The organism is Kineosporia babensis, from assembly GCF_021129305.1.
Lineage (GTDB): Bacteria > Actinomycetota > Actinomycetes > Actinomycetales > Kineosporiaceae > Kineosporia > Kineosporia babensis.
On sequence record NZ_JAJOMB010000002.1, the window covers coordinates 91,108 to 113,464 of the forward strand.

Annotated in this window: 20 protein-coding genes; 8 read left to right on the forward strand and 12 right to left on the reverse strand. The window is 69.3% G+C overall.

Features of this window, described 5'->3' with window-relative positions; all coding sequences use genetic code 11:
- Window positions 1–35 precede the first annotated feature (35 nt).
- The 5 genes from atpA (at window position 36) to LR394_RS03935 (ending at window position 5,016) form a co-directional block, all read left to right on the forward strand.
- A complete protein-coding gene (atpA, locus tag LR394_RS03915; RefSeq protein WP_231438956.1) occupies window positions 36–1,670 on the forward strand; it encodes a F0F1 ATP synthase subunit alpha in 1,635 nt (544 codons plus the stop codon).
- 53 nt (window positions 1,671–1,723) lie between these two features.
- Window positions 1,724–2,617 carry a F0F1 ATP synthase subunit gamma gene (locus tag LR394_RS03920; RefSeq protein WP_231438957.1) on the forward strand — a complete coding sequence of 298 codons (894 nt, stop codon included), beginning with the start codon at window positions 1,724–1,726 and terminating at the stop codon, window positions 2,615–2,617.
- 53 nt (window positions 2,618–2,670) lie between these two features.
- Complete coding sequence (gene atpD, locus LR394_RS03925) at window positions 2,671–4,134, forward strand: F0F1 ATP synthase subunit beta (protein WP_231438958.1); 1,464 nt, start codon at window positions 2,671–2,673, stop codon at window positions 4,132–4,134.
- Between the two features lie 136 nt (window positions 4,135–4,270).
- The gene (locus LR394_RS03930; RefSeq protein WP_231438959.1) at window positions 4,271–4,546 is read left to right on the forward strand and encodes a F0F1 ATP synthase subunit epsilon; all 276 of its coding nucleotides are present in this window, start codon (window positions 4,271–4,273) and stop codon (window positions 4,544–4,546) included.
- A gap of 17 nt (window positions 4,547–4,563) precedes the next feature.
- Window positions 4,564–5,016: a DUF2550 domain-containing protein gene (locus LR394_RS03935; RefSeq protein ID WP_231438960.1), complete on the forward strand. Its 453-nt coding sequence runs from the start codon at window positions 4,564–4,566 to the stop codon at window positions 5,014–5,016.
- A gap of 332 nt (window positions 5,017–5,348) precedes the next feature.
- On the opposite strand, the gene LR394_RS03940 is transcribed toward LR394_RS03935, so the two are convergent.
- From LR394_RS03940 to LR394_RS03950, 3 genes are read right to left on the reverse strand one after another with little or no spacing between them, the layout of a single operon-like run.
- Complete coding sequence (locus tag LR394_RS03940; RefSeq protein ID WP_231438961.1) at window positions 5,349–6,269, reverse strand: DUF4097 family beta strand repeat-containing protein; 921 nt, start codon at window positions 6,267–6,269, stop codon at window positions 5,349–5,351.
- A gap of 11 nt (window positions 6,270–6,280) precedes the next feature.
- Window positions 6,281–6,931, reverse strand: coding sequence for a response regulator transcription factor (locus LR394_RS03945; protein ID WP_331283044.1), 651 nt, complete (start codon window positions 6,929–6,931; stop codon window positions 6,281–6,283).
- Between the two features lie 2 nt (window positions 6,932–6,933).
- The gene (locus tag LR394_RS03950; protein WP_231438963.1) at window positions 6,934–8,292 is read right to left on the reverse strand and encodes a sensor histidine kinase; all 1,359 of its coding nucleotides are present in this window, start codon (window positions 8,290–8,292) and stop codon (window positions 6,934–6,936) included.
- 134 nt (window positions 8,293–8,426) lie between these two features.
- On the opposite strand from LR394_RS03950, the gene LR394_RS03955 reads away from it, so the two are divergent.
- On the forward strand, window positions 8,427–10,616 hold the full coding sequence (locus tag LR394_RS03955) for an MMPL family transporter (RefSeq protein WP_231438964.1): 2,190 nt from the start codon (window positions 8,427–8,429) through the stop codon (window positions 10,614–10,616).
- A gap of 67 nt (window positions 10,617–10,683) precedes the next feature.
- Here LR394_RS03955 and LR394_RS03960 read toward each other — a convergent pair whose 3' ends face one another.
- Window positions 10,684–11,022, reverse strand: coding sequence for an STAS domain-containing protein (locus LR394_RS03960; protein ID WP_231438965.1), 339 nt, complete (start codon window positions 11,020–11,022; stop codon window positions 10,684–10,686).
- 189 nt (window positions 11,023–11,211) lie between these two features.
- On the opposite strand from LR394_RS03960, the gene LR394_RS03965 reads away from it, so the two are divergent.
- Window positions 11,212–11,562 (forward strand): hypothetical protein, encoded by a 351-nt coding sequence (locus tag LR394_RS03965; RefSeq protein ID WP_231438966.1) that lies wholly within the window; start codon window positions 11,212–11,214, stop codon window positions 11,560–11,562.
- A gap of 4 nt (window positions 11,563–11,566) precedes the next feature.
- On the opposite strand, the gene murA is transcribed toward LR394_RS03965, so the two are convergent.
- Window positions 11,567–12,850: a UDP-N-acetylglucosamine 1-carboxyvinyltransferase gene (murA, locus tag LR394_RS03970; RefSeq protein WP_231438967.1), complete on the reverse strand. Its 1,284-nt coding sequence runs from the start codon at window positions 12,848–12,850 to the stop codon at window positions 11,567–11,569.
- A gap of 192 nt (window positions 12,851–13,042) precedes the next feature.
- Between murA and LR394_RS03975 the strand changes: the two genes are divergently transcribed.
- Window positions 13,043–13,630: a cob(I)yrinic acid a,c-diamide adenosyltransferase gene (locus LR394_RS03975; protein WP_231438968.1), complete on the forward strand. Its 588-nt coding sequence runs from the start codon at window positions 13,043–13,045 to the stop codon at window positions 13,628–13,630.
- 76 nt (window positions 13,631–13,706) lie between these two features.
- On the opposite strand, the gene LR394_RS03980 is transcribed toward LR394_RS03975, so the two are convergent.
- The 7 genes from LR394_RS03980 to nucS form a co-directional block, all read right to left on the reverse strand.
- A complete protein-coding gene (locus LR394_RS03980; protein WP_231438969.1) occupies window positions 13,707–14,981 on the reverse strand; it encodes a DUF1501 domain-containing protein in 1,275 nt (424 codons plus the stop codon).
- A 19-nt stretch (window positions 14,982–15,000) separates the two neighbouring features.
- On the reverse strand, window positions 15,001–16,860 hold the full coding sequence (locus tag LR394_RS03985; protein WP_231438970.1) for a DUF1800 domain-containing protein: 1,860 nt from the start codon (window positions 16,858–16,860) through the stop codon (window positions 15,001–15,003).
- Window positions 16,861–17,642: 782 nt separating this feature from the next.
- Window positions 17,643–18,914 (reverse strand): RNA polymerase sigma factor, encoded by a 1,272-nt coding sequence (locus LR394_RS03990; protein ID WP_231438971.1) that lies wholly within the window; start codon window positions 18,912–18,914, stop codon window positions 17,643–17,645.
- Window positions 18,911–19,288, reverse strand: a complete 378-nt coding sequence (locus LR394_RS03995; RefSeq protein WP_231438972.1) for a YciI family protein — start codon at window positions 19,286–19,288, stop codon at window positions 18,911–18,913. Before LR394_RS03995 ends, LR394_RS03990 begins: the two co-directional genes overlap by 4 nt.
- Before the next feature lie 87 nt (window positions 19,289–19,375).
- A complete protein-coding gene (locus tag LR394_RS04000) occupies window positions 19,376–20,305 on the reverse strand; it encodes an FAD-dependent oxidoreductase (RefSeq protein ID WP_231438973.1) in 930 nt (309 codons plus the stop codon).
- A 198-nt stretch (window positions 20,306–20,503) separates the two neighbouring features.
- Window positions 20,504–21,619, reverse strand: a complete 1,116-nt coding sequence (locus LR394_RS04005) for a quinone-dependent dihydroorotate dehydrogenase (RefSeq protein WP_407936979.1) — start codon at window positions 21,617–21,619, stop codon at window positions 20,504–20,506.
- Window positions 21,620–21,621: 2 nt separating this feature from the next.
- Window positions 21,622–22,317, reverse strand: a complete 696-nt coding sequence (nucS, locus tag LR394_RS04010; RefSeq protein ID WP_231438975.1) for an endonuclease NucS — start codon at window positions 22,315–22,317, stop codon at window positions 21,622–21,624.
- Window positions 22,318–22,357 lie beyond the last annotated feature (40 nt).

The window sequence follows — 22,357 nt, forward strand, 5'->3', positions numbered from 1 at the left end:
CACGCCGGACAACGACGAGAGAGCAGGGGATCCAGATGGCGGAGCTGACGATCCGTCCGGACGAGATCCGGGACGCGCTGGACGCTTTCGTAAAGTCCTACGACCCGAGTGCGGCTTCCCGTGAGGAAGTCGGCATCATCTCCGAGGCTGCCGACGGCATCGCCCGGGTCGAGGGCCTTCCGAGCGTCATGGCGAACGAGCTGCTGCAGTTCGAGGACGGCACCCTCGGCCTGGCGCAGAACCTGGACGTGAACGAGATCGGCGTCGTCGTTCTCGGTGAGTTCAGCGGCCTGGAAGAGGGCCAGGAGGTCAAGCGGACCGGAGAGGTGCTCTCCGTGCCCGTCGGTGACGCCTTCCTCGGTCGCGTGGTCGACCCGCTGGGCGCCCCGATCGACGGCCTGGGCGAGATCGCCTCCGAAGGCCGCCGCGCGCTGGAGCTCCAGGCCCCGGGCGTGATGCAGCGTAAGTCGGTGCACGAGCCGATGCAGACCGGGATCAAGGCGATCGACTCGCTGACCCCGATCGGCCGCGGCCAGCGCCAGCTGATCATCGGCGACCGCCAGACCGGCAAGACCGCGATCGCGATCGACACGATCATCAACCAGAAGTCGAACTGGGAGTCCGGCGACCCGGACAAGCAGGTCCGCTGCATCTACGTGGCGATCGGCCAGAAGGGCTCGACCATCGCGTCGATCCGCGGCTCGCTCGAAGAGGCCGGCGCGCTGGAGTACACCACCATCGTCGCCGCCCCGGCGTCCGACCCGGCCGGCTTCAAGTACCTGGCCCCGTACACCGGCTCGGCCATCGGCCAGCACTGGATGTACGCCGGCAAGCACGTCCTGATCGTCTTCGACGACCTGAGCAAGCAGGCCGAGGCCTACCGCTCGGTGTCGCTGCTGCTGCGCCGCCCGCCGGGCCGCGAGGCCTACCCGGGTGACGTCTTCTACCTGCACTCCCGTCTGCTGGAGCGCTGCGCGAAGCTGTCCGACGAGCTGGGCCACGGCTCGATGACCGGTCTGCCGATCGTCGAGACCAAGGCCAACGACGTCTCGGCCTACATCCCGACCAACGTCATCTCGATCACCGACGGCCAGCTGTTCCTGCAGTCGGACCTGTTCAACGCCAACCAGCGCCCGGCGGTCGACGTCGGTATCTCGGTCTCCCGGGTCGGTGGCTCGGCGATGACCAAGGCGATGAAGGCGGTCACCGGTTCGCTGAAGGTCGAGCTGGCGCAGTACCGCGCGCTCGAGGCGTTCGCGCTGTTCGCCTCCGACCTGGACGCCGCCTCCAAGCAGCAGCTGGCCCGCGGTCAGCGTCTGATGGAGCTGTTCAAGCAGCCGCAGTACTCGCCGTACGCGACCGAGGAGCAGGTCGTCTCGATCTGGCTGGGCACCACCGGTCAGCTCGACAAGGTCGCCGTCGAGGACGTGCGCCGCTTCGAGCAGGAGTTCATCGACCACCTGCGCCGCAACACCGACGTGCTGTCCTCGATCGCCGAGACGCTGAAGTTCAGCGACGACACCTCGGCCAGCCTGGAGAAGGAGGTCGAGTCCTTCCACCAGTTCTTCCAGGCCGGTGAGGACGGCGGCATCCAGGTCGGCACCGAGGAGAACGAGGCGACCGAACTCGAGGACATCTCGCAGGAGCAGATCGTCCGCCAGAAGCGCTGATCGCGCTGTCGGACGACGCCCAACGGCGCGGATCATAAGGAGAGCTGAGCGAGATGGCAGGGCAGCAGAGGGTCTACCGGGCCCGGATCAAGTCGACCCGGTCCCTGGAGAAGATCTTCCGGGCGATGGAACTCATCGCCTCGTCCCGGATCTCGAAGGCGCGGCAGGCCGTGGCTTCGTCGACTCCGTACGCGCGGGCGATCTCCCGCGCAGTCTCGGCGGTCGCGACCTACTCCGACGTGGATCACATCCTCACGACGGAGAAGGAGACCGTGCGCCGCGCAGCGGTGCTGGTGGTCACGGCCGACCGGGGTATGGCCGGTGCCTACTCCTCGAACGCGATCCGCGCCGGCGAGCAGCTGCGCGAGCGGCTGACCGAGGAGGGCAAGGAGGTCGCCACCTACGTCACCGGACGTAAGGGCGTGGCCTTCCTGCGCTTCCGCAAGCGCGAGGCCGCCGCGGAGTGGACCGGTTTCTCGGACGCCCCGCGGTACGAGGACGCCGAGACCATCGGTGACACCCTGGTCGAGGCGTTCCTGAAGGAGTACGAGGACGGCGGGGTCGACGAGATCCACATCGTCTACACCCGCTTCGTCAGCATGGTGACGCAGCAGCCGGAGATCGTCCGGCTGCTGCCGCTGGAGGTCGTCGAGGGCACCGAGCCCCCGGCCGCCGACGAGCTGCTGCCGCTGTACTCCTTCGAGCCGAACCCGGCGGAGGTGCTCGACGCGCTCCTGCCGAAGTACGTGAACAGCCGGATCTTCAACGCGCTGCTGCAGGCCTCGGCCAGCGAGCTGGCCTCCCGCCAGCGCGCGATGAAGTCCGCCTCGGACAACGCCAAGGAACTGATCCGGACCTACACGCGACTGGCCAACCAGGCGCGTCAGGCCGAGATCACCCAGGAGATCAGCGAGATCGTCGGCGGCGCCAGCGCGCTGGCCAGCTAACCAGCTGCTGACCCTAAGCCCGAGCCACGAGCCATGACAGAGAGAAGAGCGAAATGACCGCCACCGTCACCGAAACCGGTGCGACCAGCGGCCAGGCCGGCGTCGGCCGGGTGGCCCGGGTCATCGGCCCCGTCGTCGACATCGAGTTCCCGCAGGGCGCACTGCCCGAGATGTACAACGCTCTGTACATCGACTACCCGCTGAACGGCGAGGACATCCGCCTGTGGCTGGAGGTCGCCCAGTTCATCGGCGACAACCTGGTCCGGGCGATCGCCCTGAAGCCGACCGACGGCCTGGTCCGCGGCATGTCGGTCTCCGACAGCGGCAACCCGATCAGCGTCCCGGTCGGTGACGTCACCAAGGGTCGCGTGTTCAACGCGATCGGCGACGTGCTGAACCTCGAGGGCGACGAGAAGCTCGAGATCACCGAGCGCTGGCCGATCCACCGCAAGGCCCCGGCCTTCGACCAGCTCGAGTCCAAGACCGAGATGTTCCAGACCGGCATCAAGGTCATCGACCTGCTCACCCCGTACGTGCAGGGTGGAAAGATCGGCCTGTTCGGTGGTGCCGGCGTCGGCAAGACCGTGCTGATCCAGGAGATGATCGCCCGGGTCGCCAAGGACCACGGTGGTGTGTCGGTGTTCGCCGGGGTCGGCGAGCGCACCCGTGAGGGCAACGACCTGATCGTCGAGATGGAGGAGGCCGGCGTTCTCCCGCAGACCGCCCTGGTCTTCGGCCAGATGGACGAGCCGCCGGGCACCCGTCTGCGGGTCGCCCTCTCGGCGCTGACGATGGCGGAGTACTTCCGCGACGTTCAGAACCAGGACGTGCTGCTCTTCATCGACAACATCTTCCGGTTCACCCAGGCCGGTTCCGAGGTCTCGACCCTGCTGGGCCGCATGCCCTCGGCCGTGGGTTACCAGCCGAACCTGGCCGACGAGATGGGCCTCCTGCAGGAGCGCATCACCTCGACCCGGGGTCACTCGATCACCTCGATGCAGGCGATCTACGTGCCGGCCGACGACTACACCGACCCGGCCCCGGCGACCACGTTCGCCCACCTGGACGCCACCACGGAGCTTTCCCGTGAGATCGCGTCCATGGGTATCTACCCGGCCGTGGACCCGCTGACCTCGACGTCGCGGATCCTCGACCCGCGGTACATCTCCACGGACCACTACAACACGGCCGTGCGGGTCAAGCAGATCCTCCAGCGCAACAAGGAACTGCAGGACATCATCGCGATCCTGGGTGTCGACGAACTGTCCGAAGAGGACAAGATCATCGTCAACCGGGCCCGCCGGATCTCCCGCTTCCTGTCGCAGAACACCTACGTCGCCAAGCAGTTCACCGGCATCGAGGGTTCCACCGTCCCGATCGACGAGACGGTGGACGCGTTCACCCGGATCGCCGACGGCGAGTTCGACCACGTCGCCGAGCAGGCCTTCTTCATGTGCGGTGGCCTGGACGACGTCGAGCGCAAGTGGGCCGAGATCCAGAAGAACACCGGCGCCTGATCAAGGCGATCGGGTACGGGGGACGGCCGCAAATGGCCGTCCCCCGTACCCAGGCTCGCGAGAGCCGATATTGTGTCGACAGCGCTCGTACCCGTCTCCCGGCGGGCCGCGAGTTGAAGAACACGGAGGAACCGTCGTGCCGCTCCAGGTAGAACTGGTGAGTGCCGAGGCGAAGGTCTGGACGGGCACGGCCCGGATGGTGATCGCCCGCACCAGCGAAGGCGAGATCGGTGTGCTCACCGGTCACGAGCCGACGCTGGCGCTGCTCGCCCCCGGTCAGGTCACGATCCGCGGCGAAGCCGGCGAGACGGTGGTCGCTCAGGTCGAGGACGGTGGGTTCCTGTCCATCGACCACGACCGGGTGACCGTGGTCGCCGACACCGCGGCCCTCGTCACCGACTCGGCCCGCTGAGCCCGGCCCGGCCGTAGTTGGAAGACCTGGTAGTCCCGCTCGAGATTCTCGGCGCGCTCCTTGTCCTCTTCGGCCTGGTCCTTGCTCTGTTCATTCTCCGCCGTTACCTGCTGGCCCGTAACGGCGCCACGTTCGACTGCTCGCTGAGACGCGAGCGCCCTCGCCGCGCGAGCGCCTGGATCCTGGGCGTCGCGCGGTACGGGGAAGACCGGCTGGAATGGTTCCGGATCTTCACCGTCAATCCCCGGCCGACCCGGGTGCTGATCCGTTCGCAGCTCGATCTGCTGGAATGGAAACAGCCCAGCGAGCAGGACGTGCACTCGATCCTGCCGGGCGCCGTGATCGTGCGATGTACTTATGGCCGGGAGAACCCGGAGATCCTCGAGATGGCCATGACGAGATCGGACTACACCGGGTTCGCCACTTGGCTGGAAGCGACGCCTCCCGGTATGCAACCGTTCATCGCCTGACTTCCACCGGCTGTTCGTGCATCGCTCTCGTCGTGCTGCGACCCGGCCGCCCACGCACTCGACCCACCTGATCCGGCGTGGACGACCCGGCCTGCCATTCGTGGTCCACCCGGCGCCTCATCCGGCTCTCACCAGGATGTTCCCTCTCGGCGCCCGGCTCACTGGCTGAGTTGCAGGCTGCGCCTCCTCGGCTTCTAGCGGCCTCTCCTCGCCCTTAGTGATACCCCGTGCGCGGTTCTTGAAACCTGTTCTGTCCCATTTCTTCCGCGCCAGTGATGCTTCGGCGGTCAACTATCTCCCGCCGATCGCCATTACTGCAGGAAAAGCCTGCCTCAGCCGTTCGTCGGCCGGGAAGAAAGCGTCCAGTCGTACCCCACCCGCACGTCGCCCGAGCCGGTGTTCGCCTCGATCCGGTGGGTCTGGCTACCGGTCGGCACCTCGATCTCACGGTCACCGCTGCCGGTCGTGCCGCTGACGTCGTAGCTGGTGCCGTCGTTCGGCAGCAGGATCCGCACGTCGCCGGAGCCGGTCCGGGCGTTCACCGAGGTGGGTGCCGCGCCGAAGGAGACCCGGACATCGCCGGAACCGGTCTTCAGGTTCACCTGCGAGGTGGCCTGGGTGAACTCGGCCTTCACGTCACCCGATCCGGTGTTCATCTCGGCCCGGGCGGAGTCGAGCTGAGTGCCGTGGACGTTGCCGCTGCCGGCCCTGGCCTGGATGTCGCCGCCGATCGTGCCCAGCCGGATGTCGCCGGAACCGGTGTGCGCCTTCGTGCCGCCGTTCATGCCGGTGACCGTGACGTCGCCGGAGCCGGTGTCCAGATCAGCCTTCACGTCGGCGGGCAGCACCACCTCGAAGGCGACCGAGCAGTTGTGGATCAGGAAGCTCCCGGAGCAGGCGCCGTCCAGGGTGAGCGTGCCGTCCTTCACCCGGTGCGACCAGCTGGGATCGCTCAGCGCCGCGGTGGTCCGCACCTCGATCTGCACCGGCCCACCGGCCGGGCCGTCGCGCAGCACCACGTCACCGGAAGGAACCTTCACCTTCAGGCTGCTGACCGGAGAGTCCACCACCACCGCCTCGGTCTGCACCCGGGTGGCGAACTGGGTGATCACTGCCAGCGTGCCCACGCCCACCAGGCTCACGCCGAGCACGATGCTCGCCACCCGGACCGGGCCGATCCACGGGCTGCGTCGCTGGGGCTGCGCGGCCGCCGCAGCGGCCTGGGCCTCGGGGGAACCAGGTTCGTACGTCATCGTGGGCATCCTTAGGCCTCCTGGCCGAGCCAGCGGAGGACGGCCAGGACCCGACGGTGGTCCTGGGCGGCCGGGGGAAGATCGAGCTTGCCGAAGATGCTGGAGACGTGCTTCTCCACCGCACCCTCGCCGATCACCAGGTTCGCGGCGATCGCGGTGTTCGAGCGGCCCTCGGCCATCAGGCCGAGCACCTCGCGTTCGCGCGGGGTCAGCCGGGCCAGCGGGTCCTTACGGGTGGCCCGGCTGAACAACTGGGCCACCACCTCCGGGTCCAGCGCGGTACCGCCCTCGGCCACCCGGCGCAGCGCCTCGGCGAAGTCGCTGACGTCGGCCACCCGGTCCTTCAGCAAGTACCCGATGCCGCGCGAGCGTGCCGCGAAAAGCTCGGTGGCGTAGTTCTCCTCCACGTACTGGCTGAGCACCACCACCGCGATCTGCGGGTACTGGTGCCGCACCACCAGCGCGGCCCGCACCCCCTCGTCGGTGAAGGTCGGCGGCATCCGCACGTCCACGATCACCAGGTCGGGCCGGTGCGCCTCGACCGCCTTGAGGAAGGAGTCGCCGTCGGGGCAGGCCTCGGCCACCTCGAAGCCGGTCTCCGAGAGCAGCCGCAGCAGGCCCTCGCGCAGCAGCACCGAATCCTCGGCCAGCACAACCCGGATCGTCATGACGAGCTCCTGACCGTCAGGGGGAGATGAATGGTCAGCACGGTGGGACCACCGGCCGGTGAAGACAGGTGTACCGCACCGTCGATCGCGGCGACCCGGTCGGCCAGCCCGCGCAGTCCGGTACCACCACCCTCGCCGCCGGGCTGAGCGCCGCCCACACCGTCGTCCTCGATCTCGATCCGCAACCACTCACCGACCGCGCTGACCAGCACCCGGGCCTGCTTCGCGTGCGCATGCTTGGCCACGTTGGTCAGGCCCTCGCTGACGCAGAAGTAGGCGATCGCCTCGACCGTCGGATCCGGCCGGGTGGGCAGCGCGGTCTGCACGCTGACCGGCACCGGAGCACCGGCGGCGAGCGCGGAGAGCGCGGCGTCGAGCCCTCGGTTGGTCAGGATCGGCGGGTGGATTCCCCGTGCCACCTGGCGCATCTCGACCACCGCTTCCTTGGCCGCGCTGTGCGCCTTGTCCATCAGGTCGCGGGCCCCTTCCGGGTCGCGGTTCAGCCGATCGCGAGCCAGCCCCAGATCCATCGCGATCGCGACCAGCCGCTGCTGCGGGCCGTCGTGCAGGTCGCGCTCGATCCGCTGGCGCTCGGCCTCCACCGAGTCCACCGCCGCCGCCCGGGTGCGGGTCAGGGTCTGCACCCGCTGGTTCAGCTGCCGAACCTGCTCGGCGCTGGTGGCCCGGGTCAGCAGCAGCCGGGCCAGCAACAGGTTCAGCGCGAGCAGGCCGGTGGCGGTCAGCGGGGTGATCAGCATGCCCACCGCACCGATGAAGAAGACCAGCATCAGCCACCAGATCCCCGAGGTGGTTCCGCCCCAGGGCCAGTACATCTCGGCGTCCGGCAGGATCCACACGTACGCCGGGGCCAGGACCAGCGCCAGCGTCACCGAGGCGAACACCACCACCACGGTGCCGGTGATCAGACCCCAGAAACCCTGGATCGCCACCCAGGCCATCGAGCGCCACTGCGTCCCGCCGAGCAGCCAGCGCCGCCAGAAGGACGGCTGCTGCTGGGCGTTTGCGAAGCCCATCCACTCCAGCGGCTCGCCGCTCATCGACTCCAGCCGCAGCAGGTCCAGCCGGGCCGCGGCCAGCGCGGCCAGCAGCACCCCGAGCAGGATCGGCAGGCCGATCCCGAACACCGGCAGCAGGCAGATCGCCAGGACCAGGAAGATGCTCAGCAGCAGGTAGGGGACGGCCAGCACGATGTCCAGGGCGAGGTGGCAGATCGCGGGCCAGCCCCGCAGCCACCAGACGACGACCTGCTGGGCACCGGATGCGGTGGGCAGACCCCACAGCCACCACTTCTCACCCAGGTCGAACCCGGGGGCGACATCGGTTGTCTTGATCACTCCAACAAAGTAGGGCGCCGGAGCGGGCACAGGGGATACCGCGACCACCCCGAAGGGGGTGGGGATAACCCCACCATCGATCGAGGGGAGCACCCCAATGATCTTCGCCCCGGAGGTCGCGACGCTGGTGCACCATGACGACAACGACGAACTCGGAACGTCCACGTCTGGTCCCGCCCGCTGAGCCACCCCGCCGCCGGCGCAGATCGATGGCCTCCTGGTGCGCGGATCATCGCTGGAGCACCCTGCTCGCTGCTGTCCTGGTGCTGGCCGCGGGGGTGGTGCTGCTCGGGGGCGGGCTGCAGACCACCACCGGCGCCGAACAGCTGGTGGGCGATTCCCGCAAGGCCTCGGAGCTGCTGGAGGGAGCGGACTTCGGGGACAAGCCGGTGGAGCACATCGTGATCAGCGCGCGGAGGGGAACGCTGAGCACGGAGCAGACCGCCACGATCGGCGAGCAGATCGACCAGGCGTACTCCAGGGTGGCGGGGGTCGCCACCGTGGGGGAGCCGCTGGTCTCGTCGGACGGCAGGACGCTGCTGGCCACGATCGAGCTGGACGTGCCCAAGGACGACGACGCCCGGATCGACGCCACGGCCGAGGCGCTGCTGCCGATCACCGACCGCTTCGCCGCCGGCCACCCGGACCTGGAGGTCGGCCAGACCGGTCAGGGCTCGCTGAACGTGGGGGTCGGCGAGCAGATCGAGAGCGACCTGAAGCTGGCCGAGATGGTCAGCCTGCCGGTGACTCTGGCGATCCTGCTGCTGGCCTTCGGCTCGGTGGTGGCGGCCTTCGTGCCGGTGCTGCTGGGGGTGGCCGCGGTCGGTACCGCGCTCGGGGTCACCGCGCTGATCTCGCAGTCCTACCCGGTGGACCAGAACACCCAGAGCCTGGTCCTGCTGATCGGCCTGGCGGTCGGGGTGGACTACGCGCTTTTCGTGATCCGCCGGGCCCGGCAGGAGCGGGCTCACGGGCTCCCGGTGCGCGAGACGATCCGGGTGGCCGGGGCAACGGCCGGCCGGGCGGTGATCATCTCCGGGATCACGGTGGTCGTCTCGATGGCCGGGATGCTGGTCGCCGGTGGGCTTTACACGTCGCTGGCGATCGGCGCGATGATCGTGGTGGCGGTCGCCGTGATCGCCTCGGCCACGGTGCTTCCGGCGATCCAGTCGCTGCTCGGAGACAAGATCGACCGGCTGCGGCTGCCTTTCGTCGGACGCCGGGTGGGGCGCGAGGCCAGTGTGAACGGCCCGTGGGGACGGCTCGCGGGTGCGGTCACCCGTCGTCCATTGATCTGGGCCCTCGCCGCCACTGCGCTCCTGGTGGCGCTGGCCGTCCCGGCCGCCTCGATGCGCACCTCGCTGCCCGGGGTCGAGTCGTTGCCGCAGGACCTTCCGCAGGTGCGAGCCACGATGACGATGACCGAGGCCTTCCCGCAGGAGGGTTCCACCATCGCGCTGGTGGTAGGGGCCCCGGCTTCCGAGGCCCCGCAGGTGCGTTCAGTGCTTGAGGACGCTTGGCCGGCCGCCCAGGGCACCGGCTGGGTTGCGGGGGAGTCGGCTGAAGTGCAGACCTCCACCGACGGAACAGTTTCCGTGATGCACCTGCCGATCGCCTACGAGGCTTCGGACGAGCGGGCCGGGGATGCGGTGGAAGCCGTTCGGGATCAGGTGGTTCCGTTGGTGGAGCGCGAACTTCCCGGCGCTGCGGTGCATCTGGGCGGAGCGGCCGAGGGGACCGAGCTGAGCAGCTGGATGGACAGCCGGCTGCTGCCGGTGGTCGGGTTCGTGCTGGCGCTGACCTTCGTGGTGATGGTGCTGTCGTTCGGCTCGCCCTCGCTGGCCCTGGCCACCGTGCTGCTCAACCTGCTCTCGGTCGGCGCCGGCTACGGCGTGATGACGCTGATCTTCCAGAACACCTGGGCCGAGGGCCTGCTCGGCTTCACCTCGATCGGCACCATCGCCTCCTGGCTGCCGTTGCTGATGTTCGTGATCCTGTTCGGCCTCTCGATGGACTACCACGTCTTCGTGGTCTCCCGGGTGCGCGAGGCCTGGCGGGCCGGTCACCACCCGAAGGACGCGGTGCGCCTGGGGGTCGCCCGCAGCGCCGGCACGGTGACCAGCGCGGCCGCGGTGATGGTGGCGGTGTTCGCGATCTTCGCCACGATGTCGGTGCTGGAGATGAAGCAACTCGGGGTCGGCCTGGCCACCGCCGTGTTCATCGACGCCACGGTGGTGCGCGGCATCCTGCTGCCGGCCGTGCTGGCGGTGCTGGGGGAGCGGGCCCATCGCAAGCCGCGGTGGGTTCCGGCGTTGCACGACTGAAAGGCAACCGAACAGTGGACGATTCGTGCCCGGCCCGGGCGCGAATCGTCCTTTTGCTCGGGTTGTCTCAGCCGGCCAGCGCGGCCGCCCGGACCGAGGAACTCCAGGTCACCCGGGCCACCCGCAGCAGCCGTAGCTCTCGGGCCCGCACTCCGGTGAGCACCAGTTGCCGTTCGCCCTGCCGAACCCGGCGGGCGGTGCCGACCAGCACGCCCAGCCCCGCCCCGTCCCAGATCTCCAGCTGGTTCATCTCGATCACCAGCTCACCTTGACCGCCGTCGACCGCCGCGTGCAGCCCGGACCTCGCGGCCGGGGCCGAGCGCGCATCGAGCCGGCCCTTCAGCCGCAGCCGCATGCCAGGGTTCACCACGTCGACGGTCAGCCGGGGTCCCGGCGATCCAGTCATCGAATACTCATCCCCTGCGTTCGTCAGTCCTCACCCGGTAACAGGCTGACGACTTACTGTGACATGGAATGCAGGGAGTGAACAGTAGCGACCCGCCGTGCTTTTACCACGCGGCTTCTTCGGGGCAACTCGGCGGCGCCCGCAGATGGTGGTGGCCCTGACTCGGCCCGAACGTGGACACTGGGTTCCATGTTGTACGGCGACGGCAGCTCGTACCTGGTCTCGATCCTGGTGGTGCTGGCCGGTTTCGGGGTGATGCTGCTGTTCCTGCGCTGGACCTTCAGCCCGGGCAAGTCGGTGGTGGCCCGTCGGCCCCGGCGCGGCGGGGAGAACGACTACGGGCTTTTCGTGCCGGTCGCCTCGCCCGCCACCATGATCGAGGGCGAGCAGTTGCGGCTGCGGCTGGCCGAGAACCAGATCCGCGGCAAGCTGGTGCAGACCAACGACGGGCCCCGGCTGATGGTGTTCGAGAAGGACGTCAAGATCGCCCGCACCATCCTGGCCGCGCCGCCGGCCCCACCTGCTTCCCGGGACCTCTAGGGACTTAGGACGCCGCGGAGGCCTCGGTGACCTCGAACCGGCGCACATCCGCGCCGAGCGTGCGCAGGGCGTGGTCGAAGCGGTCGTAGCCCCGGTCCACGTGCCCGGCCTCGTAGACGATGGTCTCGCCGTCGGCCACCAGGCCGGCCAGCACGAGCGCCGCGCCCGCCCGGATGTCACTGGCCTCGACCGGAGCGCCGGAGAGCCGGGGTACGCCGCGGACGAACGCGTGGTGCCCGTCCATCCGCACGTGGGCGCCCAGCCGGGCGATCTCCTGGACGAACCGGAACCGGGCCTCGAACAGGTTCTCGGTGATCATCGCGGCGCCGTCGGACAGCGCGCACAGGGTGACCATGAACGGCTGCAGGTCGGTCGGGAACCCGGGGTAGGGCAGCGTGGCCACGTCGACCGCCTTCGGCCGCTCGGGCCCCTTGACCCGGAAACCGTCGGCCAGGGTGATCACCTCGGCCCCCGCGTCCACCAATTTGTCGATCACCAGCTCCAGGTGACCCGGCTCGCCGTTGTGCACGATCACGTCGCCGCCGGTGATCGCCGCGGCGAACGCCCAGGTGCCGGCCACGATCCGGTCCGGCACCACCCGGTGCTCGACCGGCGAGAGGCTGTCGGTGCCGATGATCTCCAGGGTGGAGCTGGCCACCCCGTCGATCTTGGCACCCATCCGGCGCAGCATCCGGCACAGGTCCACCACCTCGGGCTCGCGGGCCACGTTGTCCAGCACCGTGCGCCCGTTCGCCAGCACCGCGGCCATCAGCAGGTTCTCGGTGGCCCCGACGCTGGGGAAGTCCAGCCGGATCTCCGCGCCGCGCAGCCCGCCCGGGGCGTGCGCCACCAGGAAGCCGTGCTGCACCTCGATCTGCGCGCCCAGCGTCTCCAGGCCGGACACGTGCATGTCCAGACCGCGCGAGCCGATCGCGTCCCCACCGGGCAGCGCCACCTGGGCCGCGCCACACCGCGCCAGCAGCGGGCCGAGCACGCTGATCGAGGCCCGCATCGCCCGCACCAGGTCGTAGTCGGCCTTGTGCCCGGGCATCGCCGGGGTGGTGATCGAGAGCATGCCGCTGCCGTCGACGTAGTCCACCCCGCAGCCCAGCCGGGTGAGCAGCTTGACCATGATCCGGACGTCGAGGATGTCCGGCACGTCGGACAGCGTCGTCGTGCCCTCGGTCAGCAAGGCCGCCGACATCAGCTTTAGCACGCTGTTCTTCGCGCCTGCCACCCGCACGCCGCCCTGCAGCGGTGCGCCACCCATGATCCGGAAAGCTTCCACGAAAACGCATCGTATGACCGATCGGGCCGGCGCGGCCGACATCCGGGCAGGGGTCAGTGCCCGGGCGTCTCGGTGCAGCGCGAGTACGCACAGGTAGAAGCCCTATCGTTCGCCCGGCGGACGCTGTTACCGGCCTTGCTGATGCCGCCGCGGGCGCGGGCCGGGCCGCGGGTGCGGCTTTAGGCTGGGCGGATGGTGAACCTGACGCGGATCTACACCCGGACCGGTGACGACGGCACGACTGCTCTGGGTGACTTCACTCGCACCTCGAAGAACGACCCGCGGCTGATCGCCTACGCCGACTGCGACGAGGCCAACAGCGCGATCGGGGTGGTCCTGGCGGCCGGCGGTGAGCTCGATCCGAAGATCACGCAACTGCTGCGCCGGGTGCAGAACGACCTGTTCGACGTCGGCTCCGACCTGTGTGTGCCGCTCACCCAGGACTCGGCGGATCGCGGCCGGGTGAGCGCGGACTACGTGGAGCGTCTGGAGGCGGCCTGCGACGAGTTCAACGCGGACCTGCCGGCCCTGCGCTCGTTCATCCTGCCCGGCGGTTCGCCGGCCTCGGCCTACCTGCATGTGGCCCGCACGGTGACCCGGCGGGCCGAGCGGGCGGTCTGGGCGGCGCTCGAGGCACACGGCAGCGCGGCCGACGGCGGGGTCAACCCGCTCACCGCCAAGTACCTGAACCGGCTCAGCGACCTGCTCTTCATCCTCGGCCGGGTGGCGAACCAGGACGCCGGTGGCGACGTGCTCTGGGTGCCCGGCGGGGAACGCTGAGTACTTTCGTTCTCGCCAAAAGAGGGACGGCGCCGAACCCCTCACAGTCCGGCGCCGTCCTCCCCGACCCGCGGTCTCAGACCAAGCCAACCGTCTTGGGCTTGAAACCGGGGAAGATGTCGGCCGTGGAGTCCACACCGACACGTTTCTTCAGGACCTCGGACACGATCGAGCGGTAATCCGTGGTGCCCGCCAGGTCGCCGTCGACCAGCTTCGATGCGCCCAGGCCGGGCCAGCGGCCGTGCACGCCCTGCTTCAGGCCGCCGCCCAGCGCCAGCACCACGTTGCCGTGGCCGTGGTCCAGCCCGCCCGAGCCGTTCTCCTCCAGCCGGCGGCCGAACTCGCTGAGGGTCAGCAGGGTGGTGCGCTTGAGGCCGTCGGCGCCCAGCTCGGCCGCGAAAGCCGCCAGGGCCTTGGCCATCTCGCCGAGCTGGTTGCTCATCCAGCCGCCGTCGGACTTGCCCAGGTTCACGTGCATGTCCCAGTTGCCGAAGTCGACGGTGGCCACCCGCAGGCCCATGTCGGCCTTGATCAGCCGGGCCACGTCGTGCAGGGCGTTGCCCAGGCCGGTCTCCGGGTAGCCCAGATCCTTGGCCGACCGGCCCTCGCCCTTTTGCAACTTGCCCATCTTGCCCACGGCCCCGAGCGCGTTCGTCATCGGCGCCCGGAGCTCCGGGGCGGCTCCGGCGTGCAGCGTCTTCAGGGCCGAGCGCCAGCGCGAGAGCGGCACCAGGTCCTCGCCGACCGAGAGCTTCACCCCGGCGATCGAGTTCATCGCGAACTTCATGTTCGGCCCGATCATCGAGTCGGGCATCGAGCCGGAGCCGACCTGGGTACCGGTGAACGCCCCCGGGTTGCCCAGACTGCCCAGCGTGCGGTCGATCCAGCCGGTGCGCAGGCTGGAATCAGGTGCGGCGCGCTCCATCTCGGCCATCGCCTCGAAGTGCGAACGGGTCGGGTCGGCCTGGCCCACCGCGTGCACCGCGGCCATGGTGCCGTTGTCGAACAGCTTGAACACCGGCTTCAGGGCCGGGTGCAGGCCGAACATCGAGTCCAGCTTCTTGGCCTGGCCGGCCGCCACCGCGATCCCCGGGCGGGCCTTGGCGTAGGCCGGGTCGCCGAGCGGGACCACGGCCGAGAGCCCGTCGAAGCCGCCGCGCAGCGAGAGCACCACCAGCGTGCCGGTGCCGGCCGGGGCACCGAACGCCAGAGTGGCCCCGGACAGCGTGGTGGCGGTGGCCAGACCGCCGACGGCCGCCATCCGGAACAGGTTCCGGCGCGAGACTCCGCGGTTCTCCGGGCAGCCGCAGTCGAGCATCTGCTCCGGCGTCTGCGGGGTCGCAATCGTCATCAGTCGAAAACCGTTCTGCTCAGACGGAGAGATGGGCGGGGGCGGACAGGAAGAGCGTGGCGGTCAGCGCGATGCTCTCGTGCTGCTCCCACGAGTCGGCGTTGAACGTCTTGGGCAGCTTGGTGCCGTTCAGCAGGGTGACCGCGGCCGAGCGCTCGCGCTCGGTGGGGCCACGGCCGAACACCTTCTTGCCCACCGCGGTGATCACCCCGGCCCGGGTGGTGGGCTTCTTGGCCAGCAGCTTCTCCGGCCCGGGCAGCTGCATCTTGGTCGGCCACCAGCCGTGCACCATCGCGGTGGTGGAGTTGAACACCTGCAGCGCCCCGGCCGGGGACTGCCAGGCCGAGGCCCGGTCGGCGTAGCCGTTCGGCATCGACCAGCCCAGCGGGCCGTGCCCGGCGTCCTTGACGATGTAGTACATGTCGGTCAGGGCCTTGGCGTTCGAGCCGTTCTTCACCCCGAGGACCCGGGCACTGGCCACCACCTGCTCCATCGGGCGGCGGATCTTCTCCCCGCTCGAGGCGGCGAACTCCGGCGAGGTGAACAGCGCCCGCAGCACCGGCCCGATCGCCGTGCCGTGCTTCGTGTACACCTTGGCCAGGCTGTCGATCAGCGACTTCGGCGGGCTGTCGGAGACGAAGTGGGTGGCCAGCTTGGTGGCGATGTTGCGGGCCGTCTTCGGGTGCCGGGCCAGGTGGCGCAGGTACTTGCGCTGGGCCACCGGGCCCTTGGCGGCGTCGGCGTTGGCGATACTGAACCCGAACGCCTTGATCCGGCCGGTGTGGTGGCGCTGCGGCTCGTACTTGCGCTTGCCGTCCCAGAACGTCCAGCCGGTCAGCAGCAGGGCCGAGCGCTGGATGTCCTTCTCGGTGTAGCCGCCGTTCACCCCGACCGTGTGCAGCTCCAGCACCTCACGGGCGTAGTTCTCGTTCGGCGCCTCCTTGCTGGAGTTGGTGCCGTCCAGGAAGGTCAGCATCGCCGGGTGGAAGGCGCTGGCCAGCAGCAGATCCTCGAACGTGCCCAGGGCGTGCTTGCGGATCACGTCGATCTGGTAGCGGTGCCGGGTGTCCCAGACGTCGCCGCCGGGGCAGGCGATGTTGAGGTGGTTGGACCAGAAGTCCACCATCACCTCGAACAGCTCACGGCTGGAGAACAGCGCCCGGCCCAGGTGGTGGGTGCAGACGTCCATCATCAGGTCCCACGAGCCGACCTCGAGACCGGCCCGGGCCTGGGCGATGCTCCACTTCAGATCCGGGAACTGGGCGTCCACGGCCTGCCCCTTGGGGTCCTTGATCTTGGCCGGGCGCAGCTGGCGCTCCAGCCAGGCGGAGGCGCCCAGCCGCTCGATCGAACGGTCGCTCGCGGCGGTGCGCCCGTAGGTGGCCCGGCCGATCAGCAGATCCGGATCGACCTTGATCTTCTTCTTCGCCGCGGCCACCGAGCCGGTACCGGCAGCACCCGCCGCGGCCCGGGAGGTTCCCCGCCCCGCGGCCGCCCCGACCCCACTCGCATCGGCGGCCGCCCCCGCGCCACTCGCTTCGGCGGCCGACAACGCCTCGCCGGCCATCGACGAGCCGCCCGCCGCAACGCTTCCCGACCCACCGGCCGCAGCGTTCTGCGCCGGTAACACAGGCGAGCTGCTGCCCCCTCGCATCAGCAGATAGCCCGTGCCACCGGCCGCTGCCACTGCGGTTGCCCCGCTGACCAGCATGCTGCGCCGGGAAACCCCAGAAGCAGCAAGCGGTTTACGGACGAGTGGCCTGCGCTCGCGCCGCGGCCGGGCCAGCGGTGCGGGGGAACCCACGGACGAGTTCGCGGAGACCACACGGCCACCCTGGCCGCCGGTGTTCTCACCGGCCAGCGGAAAGCCCTCTGTCATCCGTCTATTCCTCCTGCAACCGCGCCCGGAGGCGGGGATCGTCTGAAGTCGCAGGGAACTTACAGTTTTTCTCCGGGCCCCGGCAACCAATGTTCCGGTGGCCGGCCGTGACCCGTTGTGCGAGAGAAAAGTGCTGGTGAGGGCCACATCCCAGGCTGAGTAAAACGAGCGTCAAGAAGCACTCAACGGCGGCCGCGAAGCTTTCCTCAACCCTTCCCCGGCCTTAAATGGCCTTAATGGAGGTAGGTATTTACCCCGAGAGTCGAGTGCAGTAGTGAGACGCAAAACTTAATTCGCCAGATCCCGGAAGCCTCACCGTTCACAAGGCCGATCCGATCAAGCATGACGCAGCGCGGCGGCTGCCTCACGGTCAGCTCCAGGCGGGGCAGACGCCCGATACGGCGATCGGCGCCCGCGCGCCTGTGGCCGAGTCGCTGGATCTGGTGGAACTGTTGCTCCTGGTCGCACTGCTGTATCTGGCCGCATCGAGCCTCGATCGCTGCAGCCCCTTCATGGCCCGCGCTCGCCCGCAGTTCCGTCCGAAGGGATGCGAGATGTGTAAACCTGGGCCACCTGGTACCGCGTGTACACATCGTCCAGTGCGATGGCCACGAACGTTCACCGGGTGACCGGTTGCACGGGCCGGATCCGGTACCGGGTGAACTTGGTGTTGCCTCAGCGCTCTTTGTTCACCCACTGCTGGACTGAGTGGCCCGGCGTAGAACCGGTCAAGTTTCGTGGTCGCCGTACTGGCCAGCGGGCCTCGGCGCCCAGTCCGCTGGTCAGGCCGAGCCCGGCGCTCTCGACTCCTCCGCTGAAGTCGCCACAACCGCCCGGCCTCGTAAAAACTGGGCCACAGCAACATCGTCCGTAAGCTCGGCGGCCCGTAGGTAGCACGCGGAAGCATCCAGCCCGGCCCGCATCATCTGATCCGCCCGCGCAGCCCAGTAAGGCTGAAATGCCTCCACTCCGTCGGACGGCAGCGCTGCCAGGCCGGTTTCGGGACCGTGCAACCTTCCTGCCACCACGGCTGCTGCGACGGCGGCGCCCAAGCTCGGCCCGACCACGAGAAGCGCTGTGTAGAGCGTGTTCAGCGCAGCCCAATCGGTCTCACCAGTGCGGCGCCGATCAGCGTGCACGGCCTGGATCGCGGCCTCCAGCTGAAACCGGCCAGGGGGACCGGAAGGTTGGGCTTTGCGCAGGTAGGCCTCGCCGTCCGCGATCAGCCGGGGGCTCCACTCGTCCGGATCTTGTTCTTCCAGCGGCACAAAGCCGTCTGTGCGAGACCACGCCAGCGCAAACGTCGTCAATGAAGCCAGCCCCCACGCCTCGGAATCGTTCTCCAGGAGGCCAGCGAGCGTCACCGCCAGGTATTGAGCCTCCCCGGCCAGCGAATCCGGGCCCTGGCGCAAGCTGATCGCCGCGCAGCCGTAAACCGCTTCCAGGACCGGAAACAGTCTCTCCGGCATCGCTCTCCGGTCGGGGATCGCGAAGGGGATGCGGGCGTCCTTAATTCGGCGCTTGGCTCGGACCAGTCGCTGTGCCATCGTGCCCGGCGCCACGGCGAACGCGCGGGCGATCTCTGCGGCCTCGAAACCCAAGACGGCCTGGAGCATCAGCGGGGTACGGACGGCCGGGTCGATGGCTGGGTGGGCGCAGACGAAAAGTAGTTCCAGGCGCCGCTCGCCGATCGCCAGGGGGTCGTGATCCGCCAGGGGATCGTAAGAGCCCGGGGGAGTGTCAGCGCCCGGCGACTCACGAGAGTCCAGGGGGTCGTGGGCGGCGGCGGTCTCGTCAAGTTGGGCGGCCGTCCGGGTGGCGGCCGCCTTCCAGACGTCGCGTTGCCGGTTACGGGCTACGGTAAGCAGCCAGCCCTCGGGGTTTTCAGGTACCCCCTGCGAAGGCCAATGGCGTAGCGCCGCTTCGAATGAGCCGCTCAGAGCGTCTTCCGCCAGGGCGATATCTTCGCTGGACGCAGCCAGTACAGCAATCAGACGTCCGTACGAAGCGCGGGCAGCATGTTCGGCCGCCGCCCGCGCCTCTGCGGAACTCACGTGTTCGGCTGCCAGACCCCCGCAACGGTGTGCGTTGCCCCAGGCCGGATTTCGATCGCACCCCACTGCGCCTGCGGCGACTGCCGGGCCCAGGCGATGGCCGCATCCAGGTCCGCCACGTCGATCACAAACGTCCCGGCGAGCTGTTCTTTGGTGTCAGCGAACGGACCGTCCTGTACCTGCAGGGCACCGTCGCGTACCCGGATCGTGGTGCTGGACGCCGTTGACTGCAGTACCTCGGCCGAGATCAGCACCCCGGCGGCCTGCAGCGTGGCGGCGTAGCTGCGCATCGCACGCCTACCCTCTTCGAGCACCTCGGGCGGGAGCACCTGGCCGGCCTCTTCGGAGTAGTGCATCAGGAGCGTGTAGCGCATGACGTTCGTTCCTTCCCGGGCGCCGATGGACTGTCGTGGTGATGACGAGCGAGCCCAACGCCGATCGACAGCCCCGGAAAGAAATTCTTACGCCAGCGCGGCGACCTCGGCCAGCACATCGTCCGCGCAGCCCCAGGAAAGTGTTACCCCGCTGCCACCGTGGCCGTAGCAGTGAACCGTCGTACCCTCAGCCGCGCGTACGGTCTCCAGGCGGACGGCCGGGCGGGCCGGGCGCAGACCTACCCGGTGGGCGAGCACGGTAGCGCGCCCCAACGCGGGCACGAGTTCCTTGGCCCGCTGCAGAATTTGCTCCGCGAGCACCTGGTCCGGCGTGGTGTCGAAGTTGTTGTCCTGCGCAGTGCCACCGACCACTACGTGCTGGCGGTGCGGCAGTACGTAGGTGAGCACGTCCGGGTCGGCATCATTGGCCCACCACTCGTTGATTCCCGGGTTGGACATCCGCAGCACCTGACCCCGGACCGGAAACACGGTCGGGTCGGCGGCGAGCGCACGGCTGGCGAGGCCCGTGCAGTTGACGATCAGCCCCCGGGTGGGCAGCGCGGTCAGGGGGAGCCGGGTCAGCGTGCCGCCGGCTGCCTGCAGGCGGGCCACCAGGTACGGCAGGTAGACCGACATGTCGACCATGGGCACGGTGAGGTGCCAGCCGTTGCGGTGCTGGGGGTGAGGATGATTGACGTGGGTCAGATCGACGGGCAGTCCATCGGCGAAAGTGGGCCGTTCATCGGTTCCGACGATGTACCCCGGGCGCAGCACTACCCCCGTCGCGCTGTCCCCAGCGAGCTCAGCAAGAGCGCGGTAGGTAGCGTGCCCCCAGCGTTCCACCTGGTCTCGCGGCTCGGCCAAGAACGGTTGCCACAGTCCACCGGCCACCGCTGACGTGGTCTCCAGCGGCATCTCCCGCGCGAGCACGTCGACGCTGTGCCCCGCCTCAGCCAGCCGGACCGCGCAGGACAACCCGATAACACCCGCGCCGATGACGCTAACCCGTGCAGCCATAAGAGGGATGGTGCCGTGAGTAGGTGGTCACGGGCTACTGGACGTCCACCATCCGGGTCTATCCGGCGAAGGGGGTAAGGAGCGAAGGTGCCCTCCCGCGCATTCTCAGGGGTACCAACTGCTTGAGGACGTCGGTGCCCACCAAAACCCGCGGCTCAAGACGCGAGGTGCCCACCGACGTCCACCATTGGACGCTTCTCAGCTCGCCTCGAGGTCAGCCCCTACGGCCTGGTTCACCGAGGTGAAGCCGTCGGCCCGCAGGCGCTCCGCGATCCGCTGCTGCACCTGACGCGGCCAGAACAGCCCGCCGTAGATGAACCCGGTGTACGCCTGCACCAGCGACGCCCCGGCCCGGATCCGCTCGTACGCGTCGTCGCCGGTGGTGATCCCGCCGGCCGCGATCAGCACCATGTCCGCGCCGACCCGGGCCCGCAACCGCCGCAGGACCTCCAGGGAGCGCTGGGCCACCGGCGGGCCGGACAGCCCACCCGCGCCGATCGCCTCCACCTCGGCCGCGTCGGTGCGCAGGCCGGTCCGGGAGATCGTGGTGTTGGTCGCGATGATCCCGTCCAGGCCCAGCTCGACGGCCAGGTCGGCGACCGCGTCCACGTCCTCGTCGGACAGGTCCGGGGCGATCTTCACCAGCAGCGGGACCCGGCGGGTGCCGCTGCCGCGACCGGCCGGGCCGGATGCATCGAGAGTGCGCCGAACCTCGCTCAGCAGCGGGCGCAGCGAGGCCACCGCCTGCAGGTCGCGCAGCCCGGGAGTGTTCGGCGAGCTGACGTTGACCACCAGGTAGTCGGCCACCGGGCCGAGCCGGGCGGCGCTGGCCACGTAGTCCTCGATCGCGTCGGCCGGGCCGACCACCTTGGTCTTGCCGATGTTCGCGCCGACCACCGCGCTGCCGGTCCGGGCCTTCAGCCGGACCGCGGCCGAGGTCGAGCCGTGGTTGTTGAAGCCCATCCGGTTGATCAGGGCCTGGTCCTCGGTCAGCCGGAACATCCGCGGCTTGGGGTTGCCCGGTTGCGGCCGCCCGGTCACCGTGCCGATCTCGACGAACCCGAAGCCCATCGCGGCCAGCGCGTCCGGGGCCAGGGCGTCCTTGTCGAAGCCCGCGGCCAGGCCGAGCGGGCCCGGTACGTCCAGGCCGAGCGCGCGGGTGCGCAGCACCGGATCCTTCGGGGCGAGCAGCCGGGCCAGCTGGGTGCGCAGCGCGGGAACCCGCTCCACCAGGCGGATCGCGGCGAACGCGGCGTGGTGGGCGGTCTCGGCCGGTACGTGGACCAGCAGGTGCTTGTAGACGAGTCGGTACAGCATCAGAAAAGTCGGTGCTCCACGTCGTCCAGGCCGCGCATCTCGTCGTAGTCGAGGATCACGCAGCGGATTCCGCGGTCCTCGGCCAGGACCCGGGCCTGGGGTTTGATCTCCTGGGCCGCGTAGATCCCGGCGACCGGGGACAGCAGCGGGTCCCGGTTCATCAGCTCCAGGTAGCGGGTGAGCTGCTCGACCCCGTCGATCTCGCCGCGGCGCTTGATCTCGACCGCCACCGAGCCCCCCTTGGCGTCCTTGACCAGCAGGTCCACCGGGCCGATGGCGGTCATGTACTCGCGCCGGACCAGTTGCCAGCCCTCGCCCAGCCGGTTCACCTGCTCGGCCAGCAGCTTCTGCAGGTGCGCCTCGACCCCGTCCTTGACCAGGCCCGGGTCGACGCCCAGCTCGTGGCTGCTGTCGTGCAGCACCTCGTGCAGGCTGACGATCAGCCGGTCGTCGGTCTTGCCGGCCTGAACCGTCCAGACCTCGATCACCCCGACCTCGGCGGCCGCCTCGTCCGGCGCCGCGACCGTCAGCTTGGCGGGCGGGCTCATCCAGTTCAGAGGCTTGTAGGAGCCTCCGTCGGAATGCACCAGAACGCTGCCGTCGGCCTTGACCATCAGGAGACGGGTGGCGAGCGGGAGGTGGGCGGTCAACCGCCCGGCGTAGTCAACTGAACAACGAGCGATAACCAGACGCACGATGGGCGAGCCTAGCCGTAACCGCGACCGGCCGTAGGCA

Excerpts from the sequence above, each read along its gene's own strand:
- atpA (WP_231438956.1), top strand. The coding sequence starts at position 36 with ATGGCGGAGCTGACGATCCGTCCGGACGAGATCCGGGACGCGCTGGAC.
- LR394_RS03920 (WP_231438957.1), top strand. The coding sequence starts at position 1,724 with ATGGCAGGGCAGCAGAGGGTCTACCGGGCCCGGATCAAGTCGACCCGG.
- atpD (WP_231438958.1), top strand. The coding sequence starts at position 2,671 with ATGACCGCCACCGTCACCGAAACCGGTGCGACCAGCGGCCAGGCCGGC.
- LR394_RS03940 (WP_231438961.1), bottom strand. The coding sequence starts at position 6,269 with ATGACGTACGAACCTGGTTCCCCCGAGGCCCAGGCCGCTGCGGCGGCC.
- LR394_RS03955 (WP_231438964.1), top strand. The coding sequence starts at position 8,427 with ATGACGACAACGACGAACTCGGAACGTCCACGTCTGGTCCCGCCCGCT.
- LR394_RS03960 (WP_231438965.1), bottom strand. The coding sequence starts at position 11,022 with ATGACTGGATCGCCGGGACCCCGGCTGACCGTCGACGTGGTGAACCCT.
- LR394_RS03965 (WP_231438966.1), top strand. The coding sequence starts at position 11,212 with ATGTTGTACGGCGACGGCAGCTCGTACCTGGTCTCGATCCTGGTGGTG.
- LR394_RS03975 (WP_231438968.1), top strand. The coding sequence starts at position 13,043 with ATGGTGAACCTGACGCGGATCTACACCCGGACCGGTGACGACGGCACG.
- LR394_RS03980 (WP_231438969.1), bottom strand. The coding sequence starts at position 14,981 with ATGACGATTGCGACCCCGCAGACGCCGGAGCAGATGCTCGACTGCGGC.
- LR394_RS03985 (WP_231438970.1), bottom strand. The coding sequence starts at position 16,860 with ATGACAGAGGGCTTTCCGCTGGCCGGTGAGAACACCGGCGGCCAGGGT.
- LR394_RS03995 (WP_231438972.1), bottom strand. The coding sequence starts at position 19,288 with ATGCGCTACACGCTCCTGATGCACTACTCCGAAGAGGCCGGCCAGGTG.
- LR394_RS04000 (WP_231438973.1), bottom strand. The coding sequence starts at position 20,305 with ATGGCTGCACGGGTTAGCGTCATCGGCGCGGGTGTTATCGGGTTGTCC.